The organism is Streptomyces sp. NPDC104761 (assembly GCF_055583445.1).
In genome coordinates this window covers 46,129-72,458 of sequence record NZ_JBVJNZ010000019.1, presented here as the reverse complement: position 1 = coordinate 72,458, position 26,330 = coordinate 46,129, and the positions used below count along the sequence as shown (strand labels likewise).

Sequence of the window (26,330 nt, the reverse complement as noted above, 5' to 3'; positions counted from 1 at the left end):
CACACCGCCCGGCGAACGTCACCCGTTCGCCGGGCACCCGACTTTCTGGACGGCTTCCCGGAACATGGAACGCCCCATGCGTGCGGACGCCCGCCGCAACCACGACCGGCTGCTGGCCGAGGCCCGCACCGTGTTCGCCGAGCACGGCACGGACGCCTCGCTGGAGGACGTGGCCCGCCGGGCGGGCGTGGGCATCGGCACCCTCTACCGCCACTTCCCGAACCGGCACGCCCTGATGAGTGCGGTCTTCGAGGACGCGGTGCGCGAACTCCTGGCCAGGGCCACCGACTTGCGGACCGCAGCCGACCCCTGCCAGGCCCTGCTGACCTGGCTCCGCGAGGTGGTCGCCCATGCGGCGGCGTACCGGGGCCTGTCGAGGGCCCTGATGTCAGCCACCCCGACCTCGGCCCTGTCCCGCTGCGGCACCCCGATGCGGGAGGCGGGCAGCGCCCTCCTGACCCGCGCCCAGAACGCGGGCACGGTAAGGGCGGACGTACAGATCACCGACCTGCTCCAACTCACCCACGCCATCGCCCTGGCAGCGGAGGAGTCACCCGGAGACCCGGATCTTGCGGACAGACTGCTGGAACTGACCTTGCGCGGGCTCACTTAGGGGCGCTGGGGGAGGAACTGCGCGACCAGCCACAGCGGACCCGCACCCGCGTGACGACCGGCCCCCGCGGCGCCTGGGCCCCCTCACCGCCGCCGCATGTCGGCAACCCGCCCCCGCTCGCCCCCCGTCGGCTGCTCTGCCCCCAGCATCGAGGCCGACCGCAGCCCCGCCCCCGGCCCCTGGCTGCGCCGCGGCCCCGGCAGGGCGACGTCCCGGCGCTGCTGGTGCTGCTGGCGCGCCGGGACCTGATCACCCCCCGGGCTCCCGGACGCCCCGGCCACGGCGATCTGCACCCCCTGGTCGGCAAGGGCCTGCAGCTCGGTGACGGCACGGTCGTCGTGGGGCGGCGGCTCGTCGGTGACCAGCCGGGTGATGAGATCGGTGGGCACGGTCTGGAACATCGTGTCCGTGCCGAGCTTGGTGTGGTCGGCGAGGATGACGACCTCCGCGGCGGCCTGCACCAGCGCCCGGTCGACGGACGCCGACAGCATGTTGGACGTGGACAGCCCCCGCTCGGCCGTCAGGCCGCTCCCGGACAGGAAGGCCTTCGACACGCGCAGCCCCTGCAGGGACTGCTCCGCACCGGAGCCGACGAGCGCGTAGTTGGAGCCCCGCAGGGTGCCGCCGGTCATCACGACCTCGACCCGGTTGGCATGGGCCAGCGCCTGTGCCACCAGCAGCGAGTTGGTGACGACGGTCAGGCCGGGCACTCTCGCCAGCCGGCGGGCGAGCTCCTGCGTGGTGGTACCCGCCCCGACCACGATGGCCTCGCCCTCTTCGACGAGGCTCGCGGCGAGATCGGCGATGGCCGTCTTCTCGGCGGTCGCGAGATGAGATTTCTGCGGAAAGCCGGACTCCCGCGTGAACCCGCCCGGCAGTACCGCACCGCCGTGCCGGCGGTCGAGGAGTCCTTCTGCCTCCAGTGCGCGCACGTCCCGCCGTACGGTCACTTCGGAGGTCTGGACGACGCGGGCGAGCTCACGGAGCGACACGGCCCCGTTCGCTCGCACCATTTCGAGGATCAATTGGCGACGTTCTGCAGCGAACACGAAACTGACAGTAACCCCAACGACCGTCTGCTTTCAGCAGTTTGCGCCGAATAGCAGAAGTTGTTCGCACAGCAGGGTCAGGAGTGGTATAGGGCCTACCCCGCCCGACTATGCCGTACGCATGTCCGACAACTCCCCGTGACCAGCGGGGAGTCGGTTCCGGCCGTCAGGCTTCCCCGGTCGCCTTCCGCGTGTGCAACTGCCGCGCCACCTCCGCGATCGACCCCGAAAGAGACGGGTACACGGTGAAGGCGTTCGCGATCTGTTCGACCGTCAGATTGTTGTCGACGGCGATCGAGATCGGATGGATGAGCTCCGAGGCCCGCGGCGAGACGACCACACCGCCGACCACGATCCCGGTGCCCGGCCGGCAGAACATCTTCACGAAGCCGTCCCGGATGCCCTGCATCTTCGCGCGCGGGTTGCGCAGCAGCGGCAGCTTCACCACCCGGGCGTCGATCTTGCCCGCGTCCACGTCGGCCTGCGTGTAGCCCACCGTCGCGATCTCGGGATCGGTGAAGACGTTCGACGACACGGTCTTCAGGCTCAGCGGAGCCACCGCGTCACCGAGGAAGTGGTACATCGCGATCCGCCCCTGCATGGCGGCCACCGACGCCAGCGCGAAGACTCCCGTCACGTCACCGGCGGCGTACACCCCCGGAGCCGTGGTGCGCGACACCTTGTCGGTCCAGATGTGCCCGGAGTCGCGCAGCTTCACGCCGGCCTCCTCCAGCCCCAGCCCCGCACTGTTCGGAATGGCACCGACGGCCATCAGGCAGTGCGAACCGCTGATGACCCGGCCGTCCGCGAGCGTGACCTCGACCCGGTCCCCGACCCGCTTCGCCGCGGCCGCCCGCGACCGCGCCATGACGTTCATGCCCCGGCGCCGGAAGACGTCCTCCAGGACGGCGGCCGCGTCCGGGTCCTCACCCGGCAGCACGCGGTCACGCGAGGACACCAGCGTGACCCTCGATCCCAGCGCCTGGTAGGCGCCCGCGAACTCGGCACCGGTCACACCCGACCCGACCACGATGAGCTCCTCGGGCAGCTCGGTCAGGTCGTACACCTGCGTCCAGTTCAGGATCCGCTCGCCGTCGGGCAGGGCGTCGGGCACCTCACGCGGATGGCCGCCGGTCGCGATCAGCACCGCGTCCGCGACCAGCGTCTCCTCGCTCCCGTCCGCGGCGGCGACGACGACCTTCCGCGACCCGTCGAGGGCCTGCATGCCCTCCAGTCGCCCACGCCCGCGCATGACCCGCGCCCCCGCACGCGTCACCGAGGCCGTGATGTCGTGCGACTGCGCCAGCGCCAGCCGCTTCACACGCCGGTTGACCTTCCCGAGGTCGACCCCGACCACTCGGGCGGCCTGCTCCAGCGGCGGGGTGTCGTCGGCGACGATGATCCCCAGTTCCTCGTACGACGAATCGAAGGTCGTCATGACCTCGGCCGTAGCGATAAGGGTCTTCGACGGCACGCAGTCGGTCAGCACCGACGCTCCGCCCAGACCGTCGCAGTCGACGACGGTCACCTCCGCGCCGAGCTGCGCGGCCACCAGCGCCGCTTCATAGCCGCCGGGTCCGCCACCGATGATCACGATCCGAGTCACGTACTCCATTGTCCCGCACGCTTCAAGGTGCTATCGCCCCGGGGCAACGCCGGGCGCTCACCGGGACGGGAGTGACACCCGTGACACCTGCCGTACCCTCTCCCCATGTCGTCGCTCTACGCCGCGTACGCCGGCAATCTCGACGCGCGGCTGATGTCCCGCCGCGCCCCGCACTCGCCCCTGCGCGCCACCGGGTGGCTGAACGGCTGGCGGCTGACCTTCGGCGGCGAGCAGATGGGCTGGGAGGGCGCTCTGGCGACCATCGTGGAGGACCCCCTCTCCCAGGTCTTCGTCGGCCTGTACGACATCGCCCCGATGGACGAGGAGTCCATGGACCGCTGGGAGGGCGTCGGCCTGGGCATCTACCGCCGCGCCAAGGTCCGCGTGCACACCCTGGAGGGCGAGGAGACCGCCTGGCTCTACGTCCTCGACGGCTACGAGGGCGGCCTGCCCTCCGCCCGCTACCTGGGCGAGATCGCCGACGCGGCCGAGTCCGCGGGCGCACCACACGATTACGTGATGGAACTCCGCAAGCGCCCCTGCTGAGAGACCGCGTCCCTACACTTGGAGGACCGACGCACCAACGGGAGAGCGGATGTCCCCCACCACGTACGACGTCTACTTCACGGTGCAGGCCGCGGCCGCCCGCGACCGGCTGGAGGATCGTCAGCGCATCGCGTTCGACAAGGGCATCGCCCTCCTCGCCCGCGACCCCTTCCTCCCGGTGTCCCGTCCCATAAGTTCCACGGGGGACGACCGCACCATCCGCCTCACGCAGAACGTCCTCGTGGAGTACACGGTCAGCCGCGGCCGCCTGCTGATCTTCATCGTCGAGGTCTTCAACGACAAGGACGTCCTCGTCGCCGAGGAGTGACCGCGCCCCGGAACCGGCACAGACCCCCCACAGCCAGCGCACATGTCCAGTGCGTCGCATCCTCTCGTCGGAAACGACAAGACAACGATCGCAATCCCACGAGCTCCGTCATCTACGCGCGTAGGCCCAGACCGGCTACTCTCATCCGCGTGAACGCATCTCTTCTTCCGGACGACATCCAGGGCGACCCCCACGCCGCCGCCGACGCGGCCGCCGCCCGCCTGCGCGAGCTCACGGGCGCCGACACCCACGACGTCGCCCTCGTGATGGGCTCCGGCTGGGGCCCGGCCGTCGACGCCCTGGGCGCTCCCGACGCCGAGTTCCAGGTCACCGAGCTGCCCGGCTTCCCGCCGCCGGCCGTAGCGGGACACGGCGGCAAGATCCGCTCGTACTCCTCCGGTGACAAGAGCGCGCTGGTCTTCCTGGGCCGCACGCACTACTACGAGGGCCGGGGCGTCGCCGCCGTCGCCCACGGCGTCCGCACCGCCGTGGCCGCCGGCTGCAAGACGATCATCCTGACCAACGGCTGCGGCGGCCTGCGCGAGGGCATGCGTCCCGGCCAGCCGGTCCTCATCAGCGACCACATCAACCTGACGGCGACCTCCCCCATCGTCGGCGCCAACTTCGTCGACCTCACCGACCTCTACTCCCCCCGCCTGCGCGCCCTGTGCAAGGAGATCGACCCCACCCTCGAGGAGGGCGTCTACGCGCAGTTCCCGGGCCCGCACTACGAGACCCCGGCGGAGATCCGCATGGCCCGGGTGATCGGGGCCGATCTGGTGGGCATGTCGACGGTCCTCGAAGCGATCGCTGCGCGCGAGGCGGGCGCCGAGGTGCTGGGCATCTCCCTGGTGACGAACCTCGCCGCGGGCATGACGGGCGAGCCCCTCAACCACGAGGAGGTCCTCCAGGCGGGCCGCGACTCGGCGGCACGCATGGGCGAGCTGCTGGCGCAGGTTCTGGGCAGGCTCTGAGGACGCCATCCGGGTTGCCACGTACGGTCCGACCGCGTCCACAGGACCACCGTGGCCGGTCGCGCAGTTCCCCGCGCCCCTGACGGGGCGCTGCAGTCCCCCCGGACAGGACCGGAACGGGACGCTGCAGGCACCGCGGACAGGACCGGAACGGGACACGGCGGCCACCCCCGACAGGACCGGAACGGGACACGGCGGTCACCCCCCGACAGGACCGGAACGGGACGCAACGGGACGCTGCAGTCACCCGCCGACAGAAATGGGACGGGACGCTGGAGTCACCCGCCGACAGAAATGGGACGGGACGCTGCAGGCGCGCACGGCGGGAAGGGGACGGGGCGGGGAGTTTCCGCCCGCAGCGGCCGGCGTTCGGTACCCGCACCCCTCAAGATGGTCCACCGCCGGCCCGAGGACGGAGACTCCCCGCCCCGGCCCCGACTCACCCCCCACCCGTAGGCGCTACGCGCACCCCCACCGAGGCCGCGGATGCGCCGCAGGCACTCCACGAGAGGTTGGACGACGACCGTGCACGACGATCTCATCGCCCGGGCCCGAGCCTGGCAGACCGAGGACCCCGACCCGGAGACCCGCGACGAGCTCGCCAAGCTCATCGACTCCGGTGACGTCACCGAACTGTCGGCCCGCTTCAGCGGCACCCTCCAGTTCGGCACCGCAGGCCTCCGCGGCGAACTCGGCGCCGGCCCGATGCGCATGAACCGCGCCGTCGTCATCCGGGCCGCCGCCGGCCTCGCCGCGTACCTGAAGGCCCACGGCCAGGGCACCGGCACCGTCGTCATCGGCTACGACGCCCGCCACAAGTCCGCCGACTTCGCCCGCGACACCGCCGCGGTCATGACCGGCGCCGGCCTCAAGGCCGTCGTACTCCCCCGCCCCCTCCCCACCCCCGTCCTCGCGTTCGCCATACGGCACCTCGGCGCGGTCGCCGGCGTGGAGGTCACCGCCAGCCACAACCCGCCCCGCGACAACGGCTACAAGGTCTACCTCGGCGACGGCTCCCAGATCGTCCCGCCCGCCGACGCGGAGATCGCCGCCGAGATCGACGCGATCACCACCCTCCACGACGTCCCCCGCCCCGACACCGGCTGGGAAACCCTCGACGACACGGTCCTGGACGCCTACCTGGCCCGTACCGACGCCGTCCTGGCCGCGGGCTCACCCCGCACCGCCCGCACGGTCTACACGGCCATGCACGGCGTCGGCAGGGACACCCTCCTCGCCGCCTTCGCCCGCGCCGGCTTCCCCGCCCCCGTCCTCGTCACCGAACAGGCCGACCCGGACCCGGACTTCCCGACCGTCGCCTTCCCCAACCCGGAAGAGCCCGGCGCGATGGACCTCGCCTTCGCGAAGGCCCGCGAGACCGACCCCGACCTGATCATCGCCAACGACCCCGACGCCGACCGCTGCGCCGCGGCCGTCAAGGACGACGGCGCCTGGCGCATGCTCCGCGGCGACGAGGTCGGCTCCCTCCTCGCCGCCCACCTGGTCCGCCGCGGCGCCACCGGCGTCTTCGCCGAGTCGATCGTCTCCTCCTCCCTCCTCGGCCGCATCGCCGAGAAGGCCGGCCTCCCCTACGAGGAGACCCTCACCGGCTTCAAGTGGATCGCCCGCGTCGACGGCCTGCGCTACGGCTACGAGGAGGCGCTCGGCTACTGCGTCGACCCCGACGGCGTCCGCGACAAGGACGGCATCACCGCGGCCCTCCTGATCACCGAGCTGGCCTCGGTCCTCAAGGAGGAGGGCCGTACCCTCCTGGACCTCCTCGACGACCTGGCCGTGGAACACGGCCTGCACGCCACCGACCAGCTCTCGGTCCGCGTCGAGGACCTCTCCGTCATCGCCGACGCGATGCGACGCCTCCGCGAGCACCCGCCGACCGAACTCGCGGGCCTCCCCGTCACCGAGGCCGAGGACCTCACCCAGGGCACCGCCACCCTGCCCCCCACCGACGGCCTCCGCTACACCCTCACCGGCGCCCGCGTCGTCGTCCGCCCCAGCGGCACCGAACCGAAGCTGAAGTGCTACCTGGAGGTGGTGGTCCCGGTGGCCGCACACGCCGACCTCCCGTCGGCCCGCGCCACAGCCACCGCCCTGCTCGCGGCGATCAAGCACGACCTGTCCGCCGCGGCCGGCATCTGACGCCCGTAGGGGTGCCTCTCCGCCAGGGGCACCCCATCTGACGCCCGTAGGGGTGCCTCTCCGCCAAGGGCACCCCATCTGACGCCCGTAGGGGTGCCTCTCCGCCAAGGGCACCCCATCTGACGCCCGTAGGGGTGCCTCTCCGCCAGGGGCACCCCTACGGGTGATTTCGCGACGGCGACCGACCCACCCACCGCGCCCCGCCCCGGCTCCCGGGGAACGGTGATCCGGTACCGCCGCCCGCCGCAGCCGTCGTACTGGAGCCGCCGCCGTGTCCTCGACCGCCCCCGACACCGCCTCCCGCGGGCACATCCCGGGCACCCGACGACCCCACCTCCCCACCGCGGCCGTGCCCCGCCACGCCCTGCGCCGGGCGGCTCCGGCGCTCGCCGCGTACCTCGGCGTACGCCTCACCGGCCTGGTGTTCCTGACCGTCTGGGCGCACCGGCGCCACCACGGCGTGTGGCCGATGCTGGCCACGCAGTGGGACTCCCGCTGGTACCTCGGCATCGCGGACCACGGGTACACGCACACCCTCGGCACCGCGTACGACCACAACAACCTGGCGTTCTTCCCGCTGTACCCGCTCCTGGTGAAGGCTGTCGCGGTGCTGACCCCGGGCACCCGGGCCAGCACCGGCCTGGCCCTCGCGTGGCTGGCCTCGCTCTTCGCGGCCTGGGGCGTGTTCGCGGTGGGCGACCGCCTTGCCGGCCGCCGGGTCGGCGTTCTCCTCACCGTGCTGTGGGCGGCGTACCCGGTGGGCCTGGTCCAGTGGATGGGCTACACCGAATCCCTGTTCACGGCGTTCGCCGCGTGGACGCTGTACGCGGTGCTGGCCGAGCGCTGGCTGTACGCGGCGGCCGGCTCGGTCCTCGCCGGCCTGACCCGGCCGACCGGCATCGCCGTGGCCGCCGCGGTCACCGTCACCGCCCTGCTCTCCCTCCGCACCCGCTTCTCGCCGCGTGCCCTGACGGCGGCCCTGACGGCCCCGCTCGGCTGGTGCGCGTACGTCGGCTGGGTGGGCGTCAGACTCCACCGCTGGGACGGCTACTTCGCCGTACAGCGGCTGTGGCACAACGAGCTGGACGGCGGCGCGGAGACCCTGCGCTGGCTGCGGCACCTGTTCGGGCAGGTCTCGCGCCCGGAGCTGTTCCTGGTCGTGGTGAGCCTGACGATGCTGGCCTCGGTCGTCCTGTTCGGACTGGCCGCGGCGGACCGGCAGCCGCTCCCGCTGCTCGTCTTCAGCGCGGTCCTGCTGCTGATCGTGGTGGCCAGCGGCGGCGTCTACTTCCCCCGCGCCCGCTTCCTCCTCCCCGGCTTCCCGCTGCTGCTGCCCGTGGCGCGGTACCTCGCCCGCGCCTCGGCACGGGTACGCGTCCTCGCCCTGACGGCGGCCGTCGCGGGCTCGGCGTACTGCGGGGCGTACATGCTCCTGGTGTGGCCGAGCGCCCCGTGACCGGTCAGTCGCGTAGGCAAGACACGGAGAAAGCGCTACCACCCGGAGTGGGACAACGTTGCCCATGGGGGCGCCGGTCGACGCCCCGCGGCACACCGGGGCCGCCGCGGCGGGCGTCCGGGCGCACTCGGGGCCGGTCCGGCCCCCTCAGCCCGCGACCCGCAACAGCAGCTTCCCGGTACTCGTGCGACCGCCCATCAGGCGGTGCGCCTCCGCCGCCTCCTCCAGGGCGAACTCGGCCGTGACCGGCAGGGTCACCGTGCCGTCCGCCGCCGTCGCGAAGGCCCGGGCGGCGAGCTCCCGCAGCACGTCCGGCGCCGTCTGGGCAAGCGTGAGGATGGAGAAACCGGCGACCGACAGGCCCCGCGGATACAGCTCCGGCTGGCCCGCCGTCCAGGCCGGTTCTCCGCTCGCGTTGCCGAAGGAGACCAGGCGGCCGAAGCGGGCGAGGGACGACAGGCTCGCGCGCAACGTCTCGCCGCCGACGGGGTCGAGGGCCAGGTCGACACCCCGGCCGCCGGTGGCCTCCCGTACCGGCTCCGCGAAGTCGCCGACGAAGACCTCGTCGTAGCCGTGGTCCCGCGCGTACGACGCCTTCGCCGCGCCGGACACCACGCCGTACACCGCGGCCGCGCCCGCCGCCTTCGCCAGTTGCCCGGCCGCCGTGCCGACGCCGCCCGCCGCGCCCTGGACGAGGACGGTCTCGCCGGGCTGGAGGCGGCCGACGGTGTGGACGAGGGCGTACGCCGTCGGCAGGACGGACGGGAGCGTGGCCCCGGTGCGCAGGTCCGTCCCCGCCGGCAGCGGGAAGACAGTCGCCGCCTCCGTCACGACCACGTCCGCGTAGCCGCCGCCCTGCGTCAGCGCGGCCACCTCCTGGCCGACGGCGAGGTCCGTGACACCGGCACCGAGCGCCCGGACGCGGCCCGAGACCTCGAGTCCCGGACGGAACGGCAGGCCCGGCACTCGGTACCCCTCCGAACGCGCCTTGAGGTCGGCGAAGTTGACGCCCGCGTACGCCACGTCGACGCTCACCTCACCGGGGCCGGGCTCGGGGACCGCCACCTCCACGGCCTTCAGGACCTCGGGACCGCCGTATTCCTGCAGCTCGACAGCGCGCACGGCACACACCCCTCAACGAGTGTTCAACATGAATCGAACACTCGGGAGTGTATGGTCTTCATCGAACACTCGGCAAGCGGAACACGGCGACGAGGAGGACGGCATGACCGGCACGAGCCCCCGTCACCGGGCCGCCCCCGAGCACACCCACCCCGACGAGGTGCCCGTCCTCACCGCGCTCGCCGCCCTCGCCGACCCCGTACGCCTCACGCTCGTCAGGGAGCTGGCCGCCGGCGCCGACTGGACCCGCAGCTGCGGCAGCTTCGAGGTGCCCGTCGGCAAGGCAGCCCTCAGCCACCATTTCTCCGTCCTCCGGGCAGCCGGCCTCGTCGAACAACGCGACGAGGGCCCCCGCCGCGTCAACCGCCTCCGCCGCCCGGAGTTCGAGGCCCGCTTCCCGGGCCTCCTCGACCTCGTCCTGCGACCGGAGCCGCACCCGTAGCCGGGAGGGGAACCGATCGGAAAACGTGTCGCGTGGCAGTGCAGGCGTCGGGACACCGCCCCGGTGACTGTCACCGCTTCGTCAGTTTCGCCGACCACGGGTGTCCGGGATGTGCGCGCGTCAGCCACGCCCTGAGAGCATCCCGCCGTGCCCGGCTCAGCAGCGGCAGGACCCCGTCGAAGTCGGCGTGATCCTTGGGCCGCGGCTCCTTCGCCTTGAACAGCAGAACCAACTCCGGTACCAGGTACGGGATGCTGTCCGCCGTCCGTTCGATGATCGCGTCGTAGGGCAGCCGCAGGCTTTCGTCCCGCCGGCAGATCCAGGTGGCGCCCTCGTGCGGCTCGCGGAAGACGTCGAAGAGGAACCGGCCGCTCGCCGGATCCCGTACCCATGTCTGGTGGGTCGCCGCGAGCACCTCGTCCCCCGCCGCCGCCCAGACGCGTCCCGAGCCCACCGCGTCGAACACGCACTCGGGGAAGCGGTCACGTACCTCCGCGAACCCGGCCGCAGGAACGGCGATCTCCAGATCGCCGTGGGGCCGCGACTGCTGCCCGCGGAACAGGTCCAACGCCCACCCCGCCGCGACGCACCAGGGCACGCCGACCCCGTCCAACCGGTACGCGACCTGCTCCGGCCGCCACGGGTCCGCCCAGCGTGCGGCCAGTTCGCCGACGTCGAGAACCGCGCCCTTGGGCGGCGGAGAATCACGCATCCGCACAACGTACCGCCGCGCATCACAAGGTTTTTCATGCCGCTCCCGGACCCTCGGGACGTCACATGACCGCGGCCCGCGGTGGCCATGTCGACCAGCGGCGCGGGTCCGGTCCGGACTTCCGCATTTTCTGGACTTGCCGGTCCATTTTCCTCGGCGCACAGTGGTCCGCACCTGACGACGGACCACGTGACACGGAGGGTTGATCATGACCATGCGACTGACCGGCAAGACCGCGCTGGTGACCGGCGCGACCAGCAACATCGGGCGGGCGATCGCGGAGGCGTTCGCCGCCGAGGGAGCGTATGTCGTCGTCTCGGGGCGGAGCGCCGAGCGCGGGGCGGAGGTGGTCGAGGGGATCAGGGCCCGGGGCGGCCGGGCCGACTTCGTGCGGGCCGACCTGGACGGCAGCGCCGCCGCGTCGCGGGCGCTGGCCGAGGAGGCGACGCGGGTGCTGGGCGGCCGCATCGACGTGCTCGTCAACAACGCGGGCGTCTACCCCGGCGACCCGACCCCCGCCACCGACGAGAAGACCTTCGACCAGGTCTACGCGGTCAACGTCAAGGCCCCGTTCTTCCTGACCGCGGCCGTCGCGCCCGCCATGGCGGAGGCCGGGGGCGGGGCGATCGTCAACCTGGGGTCCTGGATCGCGCGGCTGGGCGTGCCCGTGGGCGCGCTGTACAGCTCCACCAAGGGGGCGATGGAGACGCTGACCCGGGCATGGGCGGCGGAGTTCGGGCCGCGAGGAGTGCGGGTGAACGCGATCTCGCCGGGCGTGGTGCTGGCGGCGGACACCGAGCACGCCGGGGTCGCCGGGGCGATGATGACGGGGACGCCGGCGGGCCGGATGGGCACGCCGGAGGAGATCGCGAGCGCGGCGGTCTATCTGGCGGCCGACGAGTCGTCGTTTGTGCACGGGATCGTGCTCGACGTGGACGGCGGCCGTACGACCGCGGCGGTCATCGCGGCGTAGCCGCCGGGGTGGGGTCCAGCTCGCGCCGCAGGTCCGCGATCCCCTGGTCGAGGGCGGCCCGCAGGTGGCCGGAGCGCCCCGTCGACAGCAGGATGGACACACCGCCCTGGATCGCGGCGAGCAGAGCGGCGGCCCGCGCGTCGACGTCCACGTCCGCGTCCGTCCCGGCGCCGGCCCGTACCGCGCGGATGCCCGCCGCGAGGCTCTCCTGCCACTGCCGCAACAGCTCGACCACGATCGCCCGCGCGCCCGGCGTCGACCGTCCGACCTGGAGGAACAGCGACCCGAGCGGACAGGTTTCGCCCTGTGCCTCGTAGCGGGCGATCACCACGTCCCGCCACCGCTCCCAGTCCTCCCAGGATGCGAGGCGGCCGAGATACGGCTGCTGGTCCTCCAGCACCTGCTCCGCCTCGAACCGCGCGACGGCGAGCAGCAGTTCGTCCTTGCCGTCCGGGAAGTAGTGGAAGAGCTGGCTCTTGCTGGTGCCGGTCCGGGCCATGACGTCGTCCAGCGTCACCGTGCCGACGCCCCGCTCCCGCAGCACCTCGGCGGCCCCCTCGACGATCCGGCGCCGGGTCGCCTTCCCCTTGGCCGTCAGCTCCTTGCGCCGCATCGCACCCGCCTCCGTAGACTGGACCGCGCAGTCCAATCTACGGTCCTACGAGCTCAGCCGCCAGCCGCAGCTGACGGGACAGCCGTCAGGGCGCTGACCAGCACCGGGGCCGGGTGCAGGTCGCCGCGACGGCTCCCGGACGGCGTCCAGAGCGAGTACGGCGAACAGGACGGTCATCGCGAAGTCCAGCCGGCCACGGCGTCGGACACAACCGAGCCGAGCAGGGCACTGCCGCCCCACTCACCCGACCACTCCGGGAGGCACGGGACTTTCTCCGAACACGGCACCGACCCCTCCCAAGGGGCGCGGGGAACTGCGCGAACAACCCCCACCGGCCCGCACCCGACCACTCAGGAAGACGCCCGCTCCTCCCGACACACGGCACCACCAACCCCAAAGGGGCGCGGGGAACTGCGCGAACAACCCCCACCGGCCCGCACCCAGCCGACGACCCGCACCCCCACCACGCCCACGGCCCTACCCCACCACCAGCAGGACCGCCAGCAGCACCGCCCCCGCCACCGCCGGCGCAGCCACCTCGTACGCCCACCGCACCGTGACCTCACCCTGCGCCGACTCCGCCGGCCCCCTGCTCTCCAGCATCTCCCGCAGGTCGTCCATGACCTTGTCGGTCTCCGCGCGCATCGGCCCGTCCGCCTGCTCGGCCCCGGCCTGCCCCCCGAATCCCCCGAAGCCGCCGAACCCGCCGAGGCCGCGCCCGGCGCCCCCGGCCCCCGGCCCGGTCCGCCCGCGCCGCGCGTCCGCCTCCGACTTCGCCTGCTGCCGCGCCGCCTTCTTGCGGCCCCGCAGGGACACCGGGATCGCCCACAGCTGGTACTTCGCGCCGGACTTGACGACCACCTCGTTCGAGAACCCGGACCGCAGCGAGGCGATCTCCCCCCACGGCAGCGTGATCACCCGGAACGGGTTCCGTACCCGCAGCCGGTCCTCGCCCGCGAACACCGCGGGGCGCAGGGTGAACGCGACGACCAGCGGCACGATGAGGATGAGCGCGGCGAGGGCCAGCCAGGGGGTGTGGCCGTGCCCCCGGATCAGCGCGTCGATACCGAGCCAGAGGACGATGACGAGGAGCAGTACGCCACCGATCAGCGCCTGGGGCGAGCGGTAGATGCGGTCCTTGACGAGAGGCGTGGTCATAGCGCCGATTCTGCACCAGACGTGCGCGTCGGCGCCGTGGGGGCATCATGGCCCTACGCGCGTGCGGGTCGTACGGGGTCGCTCGCCCGGTACCCCACGCCCCCTCGGGGCGCATGCGCAGCCGCCGCCAAGATGAACCGTTCCCTCGGGGTGTACAGCCGCTACGCGCGTAGATATGCTCGGCTGGTGACCATGCCCACCACCGCACCCCACGCACTTGCTGACGTCACCGCGTCCGACAGCACGCTGCGCCGCTTCCTCCACGGGCTGCCCGGCGTCGACGCGGTCGGCCTGGAGGCGCGTGCCGCCTCCCTCGGCACCCGTTCCATCAAGACCACCGCGAAGGCGTACGCCATCGACCTCGCCATCTCGATGGTCGACCTGACGACGCTGGAAGGCGCGGACACCCCCGGCAAGGTCCGGGCACTCGGCGCCAAGGCGGTCCACCCGGACCCGACGGACCGTACGACCCCCGCCACGGCCGCCGTCTGCGTCTACCCCGACATGGTGGCCACCGCGAAGGAGGCCGTCGCCGGCTCGTCCGTCAAGGTCGCCTCCGTCGCCACCGCCTTCCCGGCCGGCCGCGCCGCACTCGACGTCAAGCTCGCCGACGTGCGGGACGCCGTGAACGCGGGCGCCGACGAGATCGACATGGTCATCGACCGGGGCGCGTTCCTCGCGGGGAACTACCTGAAGGTGTACGACGAGATCACCGCCGTGAAGGAGGCCTCGGGCGCGGCCCGCCTGAAGGTCATCTTCGAGACCGGCGAGCTGTCGACGTACGACAACATCCGCCGTGCCTCCTGGCTGGGCATGCTCGCGGGCGCCGACTTCATCAAGACGTCGACCGGCAAGGTCGCGGTGAACGCCACCCCGGCGAACACGCTCCTCATGCTGGAGGCCGTGCGCGACTTCCGGGCGCAGACCGGCGTCCAGGTCGGGGTCAAGCCCGCCGGCGGGATCCGGACCAGCAAGGACGCGATCAAGTTCCTCGTTCTCGTCAACGAGACCGCCGGTGCGGACTGGCTGGACAACCACTGGTTCCGCTTCGGCGCCTCCTCGCTCCTGAACGACCTGCTGATGCAGCGTCAGAAGCTGGCCACCGGCCGCTACTCCGGCCCCGACTACGTGACGGTGGACTGATCACCATGGCCAAGGAAAAGATGACCACCGCATTCGAGTACGCACCGGCGCCCGAGTCCCGCTCCGTCGTCGACATCGCGCCCTCCTACGGCCTCTTCATCGACGGCGAGTTCACGGACGCGGCCGACGGCAAGGTCTTCAAGACGGTCAGCCCGTCGACCGAGGAGGTCCTCTCCGAGGTCGCCCGCGCCGGCGCCGAGGACGTGGACCGGGCCGTCAGGGCCGCCCGCAAGGCGTTCGAGAAGTGGTCCGCGCTGCCGGGCTCCGAGCGCGCCAAGTACCTCTTCCGCATCGCCCGCATCATCCAGGAGCGCAGCCGTGAGCTGGCCGTCCTGGAGACGCTGGACAACGGCAAGCCGATCAAGGAGACGCGCGACGCCGACCTGCCCCTGGTCGCCGCGCACTTCTTCTACTACGCGGGCTGGGCCGACAAGCTCGACCACGCCGGCTACGGCGCGAACCCGCAACCGCTCGGCGTCGCCGGCCAGGTCATCCCCTGGAACTTCCCGCTCCTGATGCTGGCCTGGAAGATCGCCCCGGCGCTCGCCACCGGCAACACGGTGGTCCTGAAGCCCGCCGAGACGACTCCCCTCTCCGCCCTCTTCTTCGCGGACATCTGCCGCCAGGCGGGCCTGCCCAAGGGTGTCGTCAACATCCTCCCGGGCTACGGCGACGCGGGCGCCGCGCTCGTCGCCCACCCCGACGTCAACAAGGTCGCCTTCACCGGCTCCACCGCCGTCGGCAAGGAGATCGCCCGGACCGTCGCGGGCACCCGCAAGAAGCTCACCCTCGAACTGGGCGGCAAGGGCGCGAACATCGTCTTCGACGACGCCCCGATCGACCAGGCCGTCGAAGGCATCGTCACCGGCATCTTCTTCAACCAGGGGCAGGTCTGCTGCGCGGGCTCCCGCCTCCTCGTGCAGGAGTCGATCCACGACGAGCTGCTCGACTCCCTCAAGCGCCGCCTGTCCACGCTCCGCCTCGGCGACCCGCTGGACAAGAACACCGACATCGGCGCGATCAACTCCGCGGAGCAGCTGGCCCGCGTCACCGCCCTCGCCGACCAGGGCGAGGCGGAGGGCGCCGAGCGCTGGTCCCCGGCCTGCGAACTCCCCTCCGCCGGCTACTGGTTCGCCCCGACGCTCTTCACGAACGTCACCCAGGCCCACACCATCGCCCGCGACGAGATCTTCGGCCCCGTCCTGTCGGTCCTGACCTTCCGGACGCCCGACGAGGCGGTCGCCAAGGCCAACAACACCCAGTACGGCCTCTCCGCCGGCATCTGGACCGAGAAGGGGTCGCGGATCCTGGCGGTCGCGAACAAGCTGCGCGCCGGCGTCGTCTGGTCCAACACGTTCAACAAGTTCGACCCGACCTCGCCGTTCGGCGGATACAAGGAGTCGGGCTTCGGCCGCGAGGGCGGCCGCCACGGCCTGGAGGCATACCTCGATGTCTGATCGCCTGTCTGTCTTCAAGACCTACAAGCTGTACGTCGGCGGGAAGTTCCCGCGTTCCGAGAGCGGCCGGGTGTACGAGGTGACCGACTCCAAGGGCAACTGGCTGGCCAACGCACCGCAGTCGAGCCGCAAGGACGCCCGGGACGCGGTGGTCGCCGCCCGCAAGGCGTTCGGCGGCTGGGCGGGGGCCACCGCCTACAACCGGGGCCAGGTCCTCTACCGCGTCGCGGAGATGCTGGAGGGCCGCCGCGACCAGTTCGTGCGCGAGGTCGCCGACGCGGAGGGCCTCGGCAAGTCCAAGGCGGCCGCGGTCGTGGACGCGACCGTCGACCGCTGGGTCTGGTACGCGGGCTGGACCGACAAGATCGCCCAGGTGACCGGCGGCGGCAACCCGGTCGCGGGCCCGTTCTTCAACCTCTCCTCCCCCGAACCCACGGGCGTCGTCGCCGTCCTGGCCCCGCAGGAGTCGTCGTTCCTGGGCCTGGTGTCGGTGGTCGCGCCGGTGATCGCGACCGGCAACACCGCGGTCGTCGTCGCCAGCGAGAAGGCACCGCTCCCGGCCCTGTCCCTCGCCGAGGTGCTCGCGACGTCCGACGTGCCGGGCGGAGTCGTCAACGTCCTCTCCGGCCGTACGTCGGAGATCGCCGCGCCGCTCGCCGCCCACCAGGACGTCAACGCGATCGACCTCGCGGGCGCCGACGAGGTGCTGGCCAAGGAGCTGGAGATCGCGGCGGCCGACAACCTCAAGCGCGTCCTGCGTCCACAGCCTGTGGACGACTGGACGGCGACGCCGGGGACCGACCGCATGACGGCGTTCCTGGAGACCAAGACGGTGTGGCACCCGACGGGGGCACTGGGCGCGTCCGGTTCTTCCTACTGACGCGCACCGCAGTACCCGAAAAGGGTGCTGGGGCCCCGGCCGCAGGCCGGTGGGGAACTGCGCGACCGGCCACGGCCGGGCCCGCAGTTCCCCACCACGCTCAGCCCCCCAGGACCTGCCCCACCACCGGCAGCGCCCCGACCGACGGCGCCTGCGCCACCGGCCCCGTCACCATCTTCGTCGTCAGCGGCTTGAAGTCGGCCAGCTGCGTGCCCAGCCCGTTGTCCAGCGGGTCGACTCCCGTGCCCGCGAGCGGGTTGGGCCGCAGGCCCGCCACCGGGCCGGTGACGTACGGCAGCATGGCGGTGAGCACCCGTACACCCGCCTGCGGGTCGACGTGACCGAGCGAGGTGGGGCGGGTGTGGACCACGTCCACCGCGGGCCGGCTGTCCGCGGCCGCCGTCGCGGCGCCCGCGCCGAGCGCCACACCCGCCGTGGCAAGGGCGGTGAGAGCGCGCCGGGCGGTCGGGGTCGAGGGGGACGCGTGTCGGGACATCACTGGTGCCACCTTCTGGTACGCAGGGTAATCATGTCGGTACACAGGGTAGTTGAGGTGTGACTCACGCTCCAAAGCCGACCCGCGGGGTCGGCAGGAGGCCCCCCCATACGTCAAACTGGTGTTCCGTGAGCATTCATCCCCCGTCCCCCGCCCGCGTCGTGCTGCTGTGCGGCCCCTCGGGCTCGGGCAAGTCACTGGTCGCCGCCCGTTCCGGGCTTCCCGTCCTGCGCCTCGACGACTTCTACAAGGAGGGCGACGACCCGACTCTGCCGCTGGTGGCGGGGAGTTCGGACATCGACTGGGACCACCCGGAGTCCTGGGACGCGGAGGTCGCGGTCGAGGCGATCGGACGGCTGTGCGCCACAGGGTCCGCGCCCGTACCGGTATATGACATAGCACTGAGCGCCCGCACCGGCTCCGAGACGCTGGACATCGGCCGCACCCCGCTGTTCATCGCCGAGGGCATCTTCGCCGCCGAGATCGTGGAACGCTGCCGCGAACTGGGCCTGCTGGCCGACGCGCTCTGCCTCAGCCGGGGCCCGGTGAAGACGTTCCGGCGCCGGTTCCTGCGCGACCTCAGGGAGGGCCGCAAGTCGGTCCCGTTCCTGCTGCGGCGCGGCTGGCGGCTGATGCGGGCGGAGCGCACGATCGTGTCCCGTCAGGTGGCGCTGGGCGCGTACGCGTGTGACCGGGACGAGGCGCTGGGCCGGATGGCCGCCGCCGCCGTGGGCCGGCAGAGCCGCGATCGCACACAGGCACCGGCCTGACGGCCGCGGCGCGGGCAGAAAAAAAGCGGGACTGGACGGACCCCCCGGCCCTCCAGTCCCGCTTCCCCCGTTGCTCCGCCGAACACCCCCGTGTCCCCCGTGGCGGAGCTCCCCCGTGCTTCCCCCCCGGGTCCCCCCGGACCCGTTCCCCCGTGGTCCCCCGTCCCCCGGTTCTCCCCCGTCAGGATCCCCCCGGATCCCCTCACCCTCAGGCGACGAGCTCCCCGAAGGCGTCCTCCTCGTCACGGCCGAAGCTGAGGACCTCGTCCTCGCGCAGCCGGCGGAGCGACCGCCAGATGCTGGACTTCACCGTGCCGACACTGATGTCGAGGATCTCCGCGATCTCCGGGTCCGTGCGGCCCTCGTAGTAGCGCAGGACCAGCATGGTGCGCTGGAGTTCGGGGAGCCGGGACAGCGCCTGCCACAGGACCGCGCGCAGCTCGGTGCCGCTCATCGCGTCCGTGTCGCCGGGCGTCTCCGGCAGCTCCTCGGTCGGGTACTCGTTGAGCTTGCGGCGCCGCCAGGCGCTGATGTGCAGGTTGGTCATGGTGCGGCGCAGGTACCCGCCCACGGCCGCCTTGTCGCTGATCCGCTCCCACGCCCGGTACGTCGAGAACAGCGCGCTCTGCAGCAGGTCCTCGGCCTCGTAGCGGTCGCCGGTCAGGTGGTAGGCGGTCGCGTACAGGGAGGCGCGGCGCTCCTGGACGTAGGCGGTGAACTCCGCCTCGGTCAGCGAGCGGCGCTCCCCCGTGTCCTCCCTGTAGGCGGATCCCCCGTGTGCTTCCCCCGTGCGGCTGTCAACCACCGTCATGTAACCGGTGTGCTGACGCCCGGTGCCGCGAGCGCACCCCCGCCCGCTCACGGCACCGGACTTCTCGGAACCCCGGTTCACGTCGTGCAGACGCGTGATCACTGCGCTGGTGCTGTGACCGATCAGCGTGTTCATCTCGCGCCCCCCGTCGTGGACTTCCGGTAGTTCGGCTTGCTCAGGCCGCTCGCCGTGTTCGCTCGCTTGCCTGTGCCGAAAAGACTGCCGGGCCACCTTCACGGCCGTATCCGCCGACTGTCACAGACCTGTCACAGGGGTCCGGCACAGAACGTCCACAGAGAGTGCACAGGTGGTGGCGGTACGGAGCTTTGCGGGGAGCTGCGCGCCGCACAGGTCGTACGACGGGGCCCGCATGGGCCAGAATGAGCCCGTGCCTTCCCTGTTGCTGATCGAGGACGACGACGCCATCCGCACGGCCCTGGAGCTCTCTCTGACGCGCCAGGGGCACCGGGTGGCCACCGCTGCGACCGGTGAGGACGGTCTGAAGCTGTTGCGTGAGCAGCGGCCCGATCTGATCGTCCTCGATGTCATGCTGCCCGGCATCGACGGGTTCGAGGTGTGCCGGCGGATCCGGCGCACGGACCAGTTGCCGATCATCCTGCTGACCGCGCGCAGCGACGACATCGACGTGGTGGTCGGGCTGGAGTCCGGTGCCGACGACTATGTCGTCAAGCCGGTCCAGGGCCGGGTGCTCGACGCCCGGATCCGGGCCGTGCTGCGCCGTGGGGAGCGGGAGTCCAGTGACTCGGCGACCTACGGCAACGTCGTCATCGACCGGTCCGCGATGACCGTGACGAAGAACGGCGAGGATCTCCAGCTGACGCCGACCGAGCTGCGGCTGCTGCTCGAACTGAGCCGGCGGCCGGGGCAGGCGCTGTCCCGGCAGCAGTTGCTGCGGCTGGTCTGGGAGCACGACTACCTCGGTGACTCGCGGCTGGTGGACGCGTGCGTGCAGCGGCTGCGCGCCAAGGTGGAGGACGTGCCCTCGTCCCCGACCCTGATCCGTACCGTGCGTGGTGTCGGCTACCGCCTGGACGCCCCTCAGTGACGGACGTGCAGGGGGGTTTCCGCGGCTGGGCCGCGGATCGCAAGGGAGCCATGTCCCGGCTGCGCTTCACCAGTCTGCGACTGCGGCTCGTCGTCGTCTTCGGGCTCGTCGCGCTGACCGCCGCCGTGTCCGCGTCCGGCATCGCGTACTGGCTCAACCGCGAGGCCGTGCTCACCCGTACCCAGGACGCGGTGCTGCGCGACTTCCAGCAGGAGATGCAGAACCGCGCCGGGGCACTGCCCGTGCACCCGACGCAGGACGAACTGCAGCGCACGGCCGGGCAGATGGCCAACAGCAGCCAGCGGTTCAGCGTGCTGCTGGTCGGCGAGGACAGCGGCGGCAAGACGGTGTACGGCAGTTCGGACGGGCTCAGCGCGTTCGCGCTGGACGACGTGCCGGCCTCGCTGCGCAAGGCCGTCGACAAGCAGCAGAAGGTGACCGACAGCAACAGGTCGGCCTACCACCTGTACTGGCAGCGGGTCGTCGACCACGGCACGCCGTATCTCGTCGCGGGCACGCGGCTGATCGGCGGCGGGCCGACCGGCTACATGATGAAGTCCCTGGAGCCCGAGGCGAAGGACCTCAACTCGCTCGCCTGGTCGCTGGGGATCGCCACGGGGCTCGCGCTCATCGGGTCGGCGCTGCTGGCGCAGGCCGCCGCCACGACCGTGCTGAAGCCGGTGCACCGGCTCGGGGTCGCCGCCCGGCGGCTCGGCGAGGGCAAGCTGGACACCCGGCTGCGGGTCTCCGGGACGGACGAACTCGCGGACCTGTCGAGGACGTTCAACGACGCGGCCGAGGCGCTGGAGAAGCGGGTCGACGACATGGCGGCGCGCGACGAGGCCTCGCGCCGGTTCGTCGCGGACATGAGCCACGAACTGCGCACTCCGCTCACCGCGATCACCGCCGTGACGGAGATCCTGGAGGAGGAGCTGGAGGCGGAGTCCGGGTCGATGGACCCGATGATCGAGCCCGCCGTCCGGCTGGTCGTCAGCGAGACGCGCCGCCTCAACGACCTCGTCGAGAACCTGATGGAGGTCACCCGCTTCGACGCCGGTACGGCCCGTCTGGTCCTCGACGACGTCGACATCGCCGACCAGATCACCGCCTGCATCGACGCCCGTGCCTGGCTGGACGCGGTGGACCTGGACGCCGAGCGCGGCATCCACGCCCGCCTCGACCCGCGCCGCCTCGACGTCATCCTCGCCAACCTGATCGGCAACGCGCTCAAGCACGGCGGTTCGCCGGTACGGGTGTCGGTGCGGATAGAGGGAGACGAACTGGTCGTCGCCGTACGGGACCACGGTCCGGGCATCCCGGAGGACGTGCTGCCGCACGTCTTCGACCGGTTCTACAAGGCCAGCGCCTCCCGGCCGCGCTCCGAGGGCAGCGGCCTCGGCCTGTCCATCGCGACGGAGAACGCCCGCATCCACGGCGGCTCGATCACCGCCGCGAACTCCCCCGAGGGCGGCGCGGTGTTCACCCTCCGGCTGCCCCGGGATGCCTCGCGGCTGACGGAGGAGAACAAGGACGCCGGGAAGACCGGGGAAGCCGGGGACACCGGGGAGAAGGGCGCCTGATGCACGTAAGAGGACTGGCGGTACGGCGGCACGGCGTGCCGTTGCTGGCCGTCGCCGGGCTGGCGCTGGCGCTTACCGGGTGCGGGATCCGGGCCACCGAGGTGCCGACCGACTTCGGCGGGGCGCCGTCGCGGGTGCCGTGCTCGATGACGCAGCCGGACGTGTCCGCGCAGGACGAGCGCGGGGTTCCGGTGCAGGTGTTCCTGCTGTGCGGTTCGTCGCTGGTGACCGTCGACCGCCAGGTGCGGGTGCCGGACGGGTCGGCGGACGCCAAGCGGCGGGTCATCGTCGCCCAGGGGCTGCTCGACCAGCTCGCCGAGACGCCGTCGGCCCCCGAGAAGGAGGCGGGCTACACGACGTACGTGCGGGGCGGGATGAGCGTGTGGGGGCCGCGGGCCGGGGATCCCGACGACACGCTGCGGCTGAGCACGTCGCCGCCGCAGCTGACGTCGTACGCGCTCGCCCAGATCGTGTGCACGCTCTCCGACTCGGCGGCCGCGGAGGGGGACGGCTCGGTGATCCTGGGCGGGCCGGGGCGGGAGCCGTTGCGGCGGTACGAGTGCACGGACGCGGTGCGGAATGCGCCGAGCGGAAACCGTCCGCCGTCCACCGAGGTCTCCTCCGGGTGAGGGGCAGCGCCCTTCAGGGGCGCTGGGGGTACCCCCGGCCGAAGGCTGGGGGAGGAACTGCGCGACCAGCCACGACGGCGCCGCGGTCGGACGACGGCGTGGTGCGGCACTTGCCGGGTGCGGGTGGTGGGTGGTTGCTCGCCCAGTTCCCCGCGCCCCTGACCGGGCGCCGTGTGTCCGAGGCCTCACCGCTGTATCCGGAACCGATCGTGTGCGCGGGCGCGTCTACGGGGGCGTGCAGCGTCAAGGCTCCATCGGCGGCAGCGCCGCGATCCGCGTCCGTGTGGCAGGGGGTGTCCTCCTTGCCGCACACCTCGCGTTCGTCGCCTGGCTGATGCTGCGGCCGCTGGACGTGCCCTGGGTGATGCCCGCCAACCTGCACCCCCTCGCCGGTATCCGCGCCGACCTGGCGCTCGGTGGACGCGAGGCGGCGCACCGGATCGGTGAGGGGCTCGCGCTGCTCGCGCCGCTGGGTGTGCTGCTGCCGATGACGCACGGCAGGCTCCGGGTCTCGACGTTCGCCTCCCTGACCAGTTCGGCCGCCGCGGGCGCGCTGATCTCGACGGGCATAGCCCTGCTGCAGACCGGGGTGCCCGGCCGGGTGGTGGACGTCGACTCGATCCTGCTCAACACGGCGGGCGTGGTGGTCACGCATCTGGCGGTGGTGCCCGCGGCACGCGCCCGGCTCCGCCGGCGGGGTGAGCGGCGCCGGCCCGCCGCCCTCCCCCAGGAGGAAGGGGCTCAGGGTCGTACCCCGACGATTCCCAGGGTCGGGATCGCCCCGTAGAGCGACGCTTCGACCCGGTTCGTCTCCGTAGCGTTGAGGGCAGACGAGAGGCCGCAAGGGCCGTCTCGCACCGGACGCTCACGAAGGAGCCGCAGATGTCCAGCCTCGCCCGCCCCACCCATGGCCGCATGATCGGCGGAGTGTGCGCCGCGCTGGCCCGGCGCTTCGGCATCTCCGCGACCACGATGCGGGTGATCTTCCTGCTGTCCTGCCTGCTGCCGGGGCCGCAGTTCCTGCTCTACATAGCGCTGTGGATCCTCCTCCCCTCGGAGGAGAAGGCCTCCACCGCCTGGTGATCAGGGGGTATGGCAACGCCGTTGGGGCGCCCTGGACGTTTCCGGGGCGCCCCAACGGCGTTGCCGATCGGCCGGGGAGAGGTCAGCCGAGCGGAATCCCGTTCACCGGCAGGCCGTGCGTGGGCAGGCCCTTGACCGGCAGTCCGCCGAGGAGGCCGGCGACGGGCTTGGTCGGGCCGCCGGCGACGACCTGCTCGACGGCCGGCTGCACGGCGGTCAGTCCGGCAGCGAGGGCGCTCTGCCCCTGCGCCACGGCCTCGCCGGCACCCGGCAGCGCCTTGGAGACGTTCTCGGCCGGCAGCGTCTTGGTGACGGTGTCCAGGGCCTGGGAGTCCGGGACGGCCGGGGCCGCGTTGGCCGCGCCCGCGCCGACAGCGGCGAAGGCGGCACCGAGGGCGGCGACACCGAGGGTCTTGGCAGCAGACTGCTTCATCGTCAATGCGTCCTTGGAATACGGAGACGGGGATCAATAACACGCTGAGCGGTCCACGACCGTAAACATGCCGAGTGGCCCGCCGCAAACACCGAAATACGGACGGCCGGTGAAGACCTGTCCGCATTCCGTGCCCCGCCGAGACGGCCGATCAGCCCTCCTGATCGGCAGAACCGCTGGTGGAGGCGGTCTGCCGGAACAGCCATTCGGATTTCAGCTCCGCATACCCGGGCTTCACAACGTCATTGATCATGGCGAGTCGTTCATCGAAAGGAATGAACGCTGATTTCATCGCATTGACGGAGAACCACTGCATGTCGTCGAGCGTGTAACCGAACGCCTCGACGAGATGCTCGAATTCCCGGCTCATGCTGGTCCCGGACATCAGCCGGTTGTCGGTGTTCACGGTGGCCCGGAAGTGCAGCCGGCGCAGCAGCCCGATCGGGTGCCCGGTGTAGGAGTCGGCGGCGCCGGTCTGGAGGTTGGAGCTGGGGCACAGCTCCAGCGGGATCCGCTTGTCGCGGACGTACGACGCGAGCCGGCCGAGCTTGACCGTGCCGTCCGCGTGGAGCTGGATGTCGTCGATGATCCGCACGCCGTGCCCGAGCCGGTCGGCGCCGCACCACTGCAACGCCTGCCAGATGGACGGCAGCCCGAAGGCCTCACCGGCGTGGATGGTGAAGTGGTTGTTCTCGCGCTTGAGGTACTCGAACGCGTCCAGGTGCCGGGTGGGCGGGTAGCCCGCCTCGGCGCCGGCGATGTCGAAGCCGACGACACCCAGGTCCCGGTAGCGGTTGGCGAGTTCGGCGATCTCCAGGGAGCGGGCCGCGTGCCGCATGGCGGTGAGCAGGGCGCCGACGCGGATCCGCCGGCCGTTCTCCCGCGCCAGGGCCTCGCCCTGCCGGAAGCCCTCGTTGACGGCCTCGACGACGTCCTCGAGGGTCAGCCCCCGCTCCAGGTGCTGTTCGGGGGCGTACCGCACCTCGGCGTAGACGACGCCGTCCTCGGCGAGGTCCTCGGCGCACTCGCGGGCGACCCGGATCAGGGCGTCCCGGGTCTGCATGACGCCGACGGTGTGCGAGAAGGTCTCCAGGTACCGTTCCAGCGAACCGGAGTCGGCGGCCTCGCGGAACCAGATGCCGAGCTTGTCCGGGTCGGTCTCGGGGAGGCCGGGATACCCGGTCTCGCGGGCGAGGTCGGCGACGGTGCCCGGACGCAGGCCGCCGTCGAGGTGGTCGTGCAGCAGAACCTTCGGCGCCCGGCGGATCTGGTCCGGCGTCGGGGTGTTCGCGGTGCTCTGGCTCGTCATTTCCGCACTGTAACTCCTACGCGCGTAGATCGCTCGGTACTCGGAGATTTCCGTTTCCGTCGATACGCAATGGTGACCGCACGGACGGGTCGCGTACACCGCCTCTTCTGACACTGTTCTGTCATGGCACAGCAAGCGACGCCGGCCCGAACGGCCAGCTTGAGCAGGGCAGTCGGCCAGGAGCCGACGACGGTGAGCGGCGCGGTCCTGCTCCTCCCCGGCGGGGAGGAGGTCTCCGCGCGACGGCCGTCCCTCGTATGGGCGACGGCCTTCGTTCGCGCGCTCGGCCGCCGGCTCGCCCGGGACGGCCGGGACGAGGGGCTGGCCGCACACGTCGTCCACTACCGCTACCGCGGGTGGAACGGCAGCGAGGCGAATCTCGCCGGGGACGCCGGCTGGGCGGCCGACGAGGTCGTACGGCGGTACGGCGACGTCCCGGTGTGCCTGCTCGGCGTGGGGATGGGCGGCCGGGCCGCGCTGCACGCGGGCGGGCACGAGGCCGTCAACTCCGTGGTCTCCATCGCCCCCTGGCTGCCCGAGAACGACGTGGCGGCGCCCGAGGAACCGGTTCGGCAGCTGGTGGGGCGGCGGGTGCTGATCGTGCACGGCACGAACGACGAACGGACCGATCCGGAGCTGTCGTTCCGGCTGGCGGCGCGGGCGAAGAAGGCGAACCGGGAGGTGTGCCGGTTCGAGGTGCACTCGGACGGTCACGGGCTGCATCAGCACCGGGACGAAGTCCTCGCGCTCGCATCGGACTTCGTGATGGGGGCGTTGTACGGGCGGGCGGTGTCGCGGCCGGTGGAGGACGCGCTGGCCGCGCCGCCGCCGATCGGGTTGCGGATGCCGTTGGCTGCGGGGTTCGGGCGGTCGCTCCGTAAGGGCTGAGGCCCGGTTTCCGGGTGCGGGTGCGTGGTGGCTGGT

Annotated in this window: 28 protein-coding genes; 18 read left to right on the top strand and 10 right to left on the bottom strand. The window is 72.1% G+C overall.

Features of this window, described 5'->3' with window-relative positions:
* Window positions 1-76: 76 nt before the first annotated feature.
* Window positions 77-613 carry a TetR/AcrR family transcriptional regulator gene (locus ACZ63F_RS37245; RefSeq protein WP_469718021.1) on the top strand — a complete coding sequence of 179 codons (537 nt, stop codon included), beginning with the start codon at window positions 77-79 and terminating at the stop codon, window positions 611-613.
* Window positions 614-696: 83 nt separating this feature from the next.
* Here the strand turns inward: ACZ63F_RS37245 and ACZ63F_RS37240 are convergent, their stop codons facing one another.
* Window positions 697-1,662, bottom strand: coding sequence for a DeoR/GlpR family DNA-binding transcription regulator (locus tag ACZ63F_RS37240; RefSeq protein ID WP_469718020.1), 966 nt, complete (start codon window positions 1,660-1,662; stop codon window positions 697-699).
* A gap of 166 nt (window positions 1,663-1,828) precedes the next feature.
* On the bottom strand, window positions 1,829-3,277 hold the full coding sequence (locus tag ACZ63F_RS37235; protein ID WP_469718019.1) for an NAD(P)H-quinone dehydrogenase: 1,449 nt from the start codon (window positions 3,275-3,277) through the stop codon (window positions 1,829-1,831).
* Between the two features lie 96 nt (window positions 3,278-3,373).
* On the opposite strand from ACZ63F_RS37235, the gene ACZ63F_RS37230 reads away from it, so the two are divergent.
* The 5 genes from ACZ63F_RS37230 (at window position 3,374) to ACZ63F_RS37210 (ending at window position 8,729) form a co-directional block, all read left to right on the top strand.
* Complete coding sequence (locus tag ACZ63F_RS37230) at window positions 3,374-3,814, top strand: gamma-glutamylcyclotransferase family protein (protein WP_351959406.1); 441 nt, start codon at window positions 3,374-3,376, stop codon at window positions 3,812-3,814.
* Window positions 3,815-3,863: 49 nt separating this feature from the next.
* Window positions 3,864-4,142 carry a type II toxin-antitoxin system RelE family toxin gene (locus ACZ63F_RS37225; RefSeq protein WP_469718017.1) on the top strand — a complete coding sequence of 93 codons (279 nt, stop codon included), beginning with the start codon at window positions 3,864-3,866 and terminating at the stop codon, window positions 4,140-4,142.
* 149 nt (window positions 4,143-4,291) lie between these two features.
* Window positions 4,292-5,116, top strand: coding sequence for a purine-nucleoside phosphorylase (locus ACZ63F_RS37220; RefSeq protein ID WP_469718016.1), 825 nt, complete (start codon window positions 4,292-4,294; stop codon window positions 5,114-5,116).
* Between the two features lie 525 nt (window positions 5,117-5,641).
* Window positions 5,642-7,273, top strand: coding sequence for a phospho-sugar mutase (locus ACZ63F_RS37215; protein WP_469718014.1), 1,632 nt, complete (start codon window positions 5,642-5,644; stop codon window positions 7,271-7,273).
* Between the two features lie 271 nt (window positions 7,274-7,544).
* The gene (locus ACZ63F_RS37210) at window positions 7,545-8,729 is read left to right on the top strand and encodes a hypothetical protein (protein ID WP_469718013.1); all 1,185 of its coding nucleotides are present in this window, start codon (window positions 7,545-7,547) and stop codon (window positions 8,727-8,729) included.
* A gap of 147 nt (window positions 8,730-8,876) precedes the next feature.
* On the opposite strand, the gene ACZ63F_RS37205 is transcribed toward ACZ63F_RS37210, so the two are convergent.
* Window positions 8,877-9,851, bottom strand: a complete 975-nt coding sequence (locus ACZ63F_RS37205; RefSeq protein WP_469718012.1) for a quinone oxidoreductase family protein — start codon at window positions 9,849-9,851, stop codon at window positions 8,877-8,879.
* A 103-nt stretch (window positions 9,852-9,954) separates the two neighbouring features.
* Between ACZ63F_RS37205 and ACZ63F_RS37200 the strand changes: the two genes are divergently transcribed.
* Window positions 9,955-10,293 (top strand): ArsR/SmtB family transcription factor, encoded by a 339-nt coding sequence (locus tag ACZ63F_RS37200; RefSeq protein ID WP_469718010.1) that lies wholly within the window; start codon window positions 9,955-9,957, stop codon window positions 10,291-10,293.
* A gap of 70 nt (window positions 10,294-10,363) precedes the next feature.
* On the opposite strand, the gene ACZ63F_RS37195 is transcribed toward ACZ63F_RS37200, so the two are convergent.
* A complete protein-coding gene (locus ACZ63F_RS37195; protein ID WP_469718009.1) occupies window positions 10,364-11,005 on the bottom strand; it encodes a nucleotidyltransferase domain-containing protein in 642 nt (213 codons plus the stop codon).
* A gap of 208 nt (window positions 11,006-11,213) precedes the next feature.
* Between ACZ63F_RS37195 and ACZ63F_RS37190 the strand changes: the two genes are divergently transcribed.
* The gene (locus ACZ63F_RS37190; protein WP_469718007.1) at window positions 11,214-11,978 is read left to right on the top strand and encodes an SDR family NAD(P)-dependent oxidoreductase; all 765 of its coding nucleotides are present in this window, start codon (window positions 11,214-11,216) and stop codon (window positions 11,976-11,978) included.
* Here ACZ63F_RS37190 and ACZ63F_RS37185 read toward each other — a convergent pair.
* Both ACZ63F_RS37185 and ACZ63F_RS37180 read right to left on the bottom strand, forming a co-directional pair.
* On the bottom strand, window positions 11,965-12,591 hold the full coding sequence (locus tag ACZ63F_RS37185) for a TetR/AcrR family transcriptional regulator (RefSeq protein WP_469718006.1): 627 nt from the start codon (window positions 12,589-12,591) through the stop codon (window positions 11,965-11,967). The two genes, ACZ63F_RS37190 and ACZ63F_RS37185, sit on opposite strands and share 14 nt — an antisense overlap.
* A 477-nt stretch (window positions 12,592-13,068) precedes the next feature.
* Window positions 13,069-13,749 (bottom strand): PH domain-containing protein, encoded by a 681-nt coding sequence (locus tag ACZ63F_RS37180; protein ID WP_469718005.1) that lies wholly within the window; start codon window positions 13,747-13,749, stop codon window positions 13,069-13,071.
* Between the two features lie 192 nt (window positions 13,750-13,941).
* Between ACZ63F_RS37180 and deoC the strand changes: the two genes are divergently transcribed.
* The 3 genes from deoC to ACZ63F_RS37165 are packed head-to-tail and all read left to right on the top strand — an operon-like array spanning window position 13,942 to window position 17,229.
* Complete coding sequence (deoC, locus tag ACZ63F_RS37175; RefSeq protein ID WP_352354872.1) at window positions 13,942-14,892, top strand: deoxyribose-phosphate aldolase; 951 nt, start codon at window positions 13,942-13,944, stop codon at window positions 14,890-14,892.
* 20 nt (window positions 14,893-14,912) lie between these two features.
* Window positions 14,913-16,349, top strand: a complete 1,437-nt coding sequence (locus ACZ63F_RS37170; RefSeq protein WP_469718003.1) for an aldehyde dehydrogenase family protein — start codon at window positions 14,913-14,915, stop codon at window positions 16,347-16,349.
* Window positions 16,342-17,229 (top strand): aldehyde dehydrogenase family protein, encoded by an 888-nt coding sequence (locus ACZ63F_RS37165; RefSeq protein WP_469718002.1) that lies wholly within the window; start codon window positions 16,342-16,344, stop codon window positions 17,227-17,229. Before ACZ63F_RS37170 ends, ACZ63F_RS37165 begins: the two co-directional genes overlap by 8 nt.
* 100 nt (window positions 17,230-17,329) lie before the next feature.
* Here ACZ63F_RS37165 and ACZ63F_RS37160 read toward each other — a convergent pair whose 3' ends face one another.
* Window positions 17,330-17,725 (bottom strand): hypothetical protein, encoded by a 396-nt coding sequence (locus ACZ63F_RS37160; RefSeq protein WP_469718001.1) that lies wholly within the window; start codon window positions 17,723-17,725, stop codon window positions 17,330-17,332.
* A 128-nt stretch (window positions 17,726-17,853) separates the two neighbouring features.
* On the opposite strand from ACZ63F_RS37160, the gene ACZ63F_RS37155 reads away from it, so the two are divergent.
* Window positions 17,854-18,495, top strand: coding sequence for a uridine kinase family protein (locus tag ACZ63F_RS37155; RefSeq protein WP_457700129.1), 642 nt, complete (start codon window positions 17,854-17,856; stop codon window positions 18,493-18,495).
* A gap of 208 nt (window positions 18,496-18,703) precedes the next feature.
* Here the strand turns inward: ACZ63F_RS37155 and ACZ63F_RS37150 are convergent, their stop codons facing one another.
* Window positions 18,704-19,441, bottom strand: a complete 738-nt coding sequence (locus ACZ63F_RS37150; protein ID WP_352354719.1) for a SigE family RNA polymerase sigma factor — start codon at window positions 19,439-19,441, stop codon at window positions 18,704-18,706.
* 253 nt (window positions 19,442-19,694) lie between these two features.
* Here ACZ63F_RS37150 and afsQ1 point away from each other — a divergent pair, with 253 nt between their 5' ends.
* The 5 genes from afsQ1 (at window position 19,695) to ACZ63F_RS37125 (ending at window position 23,664) form a co-directional block, all read left to right on the top strand.
* Window positions 19,695-20,372: a two-component system response regulator AfsQ1 gene (gene afsQ1 / locus ACZ63F_RS37145; protein ID WP_174855921.1), complete on the top strand. Its 678-nt coding sequence runs from the start codon at window positions 19,695-19,697 to the stop codon at window positions 20,370-20,372.
* Window positions 20,369-21,952, top strand: a complete 1,584-nt coding sequence (locus ACZ63F_RS37140; RefSeq protein ID WP_469717999.1) for an ATP-binding protein — start codon at window positions 20,369-20,371, stop codon at window positions 21,950-21,952. The genes afsQ1 and ACZ63F_RS37140 overlap by 4 nt, the downstream gene beginning before the upstream one ends.
* Window positions 21,952-22,581 carry a hypothetical protein gene (locus ACZ63F_RS37135; protein ID WP_469717998.1) on the top strand — a complete coding sequence of 210 codons (630 nt, stop codon included), beginning with the start codon at window positions 21,952-21,954 and terminating at the stop codon, window positions 22,579-22,581. Before ACZ63F_RS37140 ends, ACZ63F_RS37135 begins: the two co-directional genes overlap by 1 nt.
* A 235-nt stretch (window positions 22,582-22,816) precedes the next feature.
* Window positions 22,817-23,368, top strand: coding sequence for a VanZ family protein (locus tag ACZ63F_RS37130; RefSeq protein WP_469717996.1), 552 nt, complete (start codon window positions 22,817-22,819; stop codon window positions 23,366-23,368).
* 95 nt (window positions 23,369-23,463) lie between these two features.
* Entirely contained in the window at window positions 23,464-23,664 is a 201-nt protein-coding gene (locus ACZ63F_RS37125) for a PspC domain-containing protein (RefSeq protein WP_352354727.1), read from the top strand.
* A gap of 82 nt (window positions 23,665-23,746) precedes the next feature.
* Here ACZ63F_RS37125 and ACZ63F_RS37120 read toward each other — a convergent pair whose 3' ends face one another.
* Both ACZ63F_RS37120 and ACZ63F_RS37115 read right to left on the bottom strand, forming a co-directional pair.
* Window positions 23,747-24,097 carry an ATP-binding protein gene (locus ACZ63F_RS37120; protein ID WP_093499459.1) on the bottom strand — a complete coding sequence of 117 codons (351 nt, stop codon included), beginning with the start codon at window positions 24,095-24,097 and terminating at the stop codon, window positions 23,747-23,749.
* Between the two features lie 151 nt (window positions 24,098-24,248).
* Complete coding sequence (locus tag ACZ63F_RS37115; RefSeq protein ID WP_469717995.1) at window positions 24,249-25,406, bottom strand: adenosine deaminase; 1,158 nt, start codon at window positions 25,404-25,406, stop codon at window positions 24,249-24,251.
* A 123-nt stretch (window positions 25,407-25,529) separates the two neighbouring features.
* Between ACZ63F_RS37115 and ACZ63F_RS37110 the strand changes: the two genes are divergently transcribed.
* Window positions 25,530-26,294, top strand: a complete 765-nt coding sequence (locus ACZ63F_RS37110) for a prolyl oligopeptidase family serine peptidase (RefSeq protein WP_352354733.1) — start codon at window positions 25,530-25,532, stop codon at window positions 26,292-26,294.
* The last annotated feature ends 36 nt before the right edge of the window (window positions 26,295-26,330 follow it).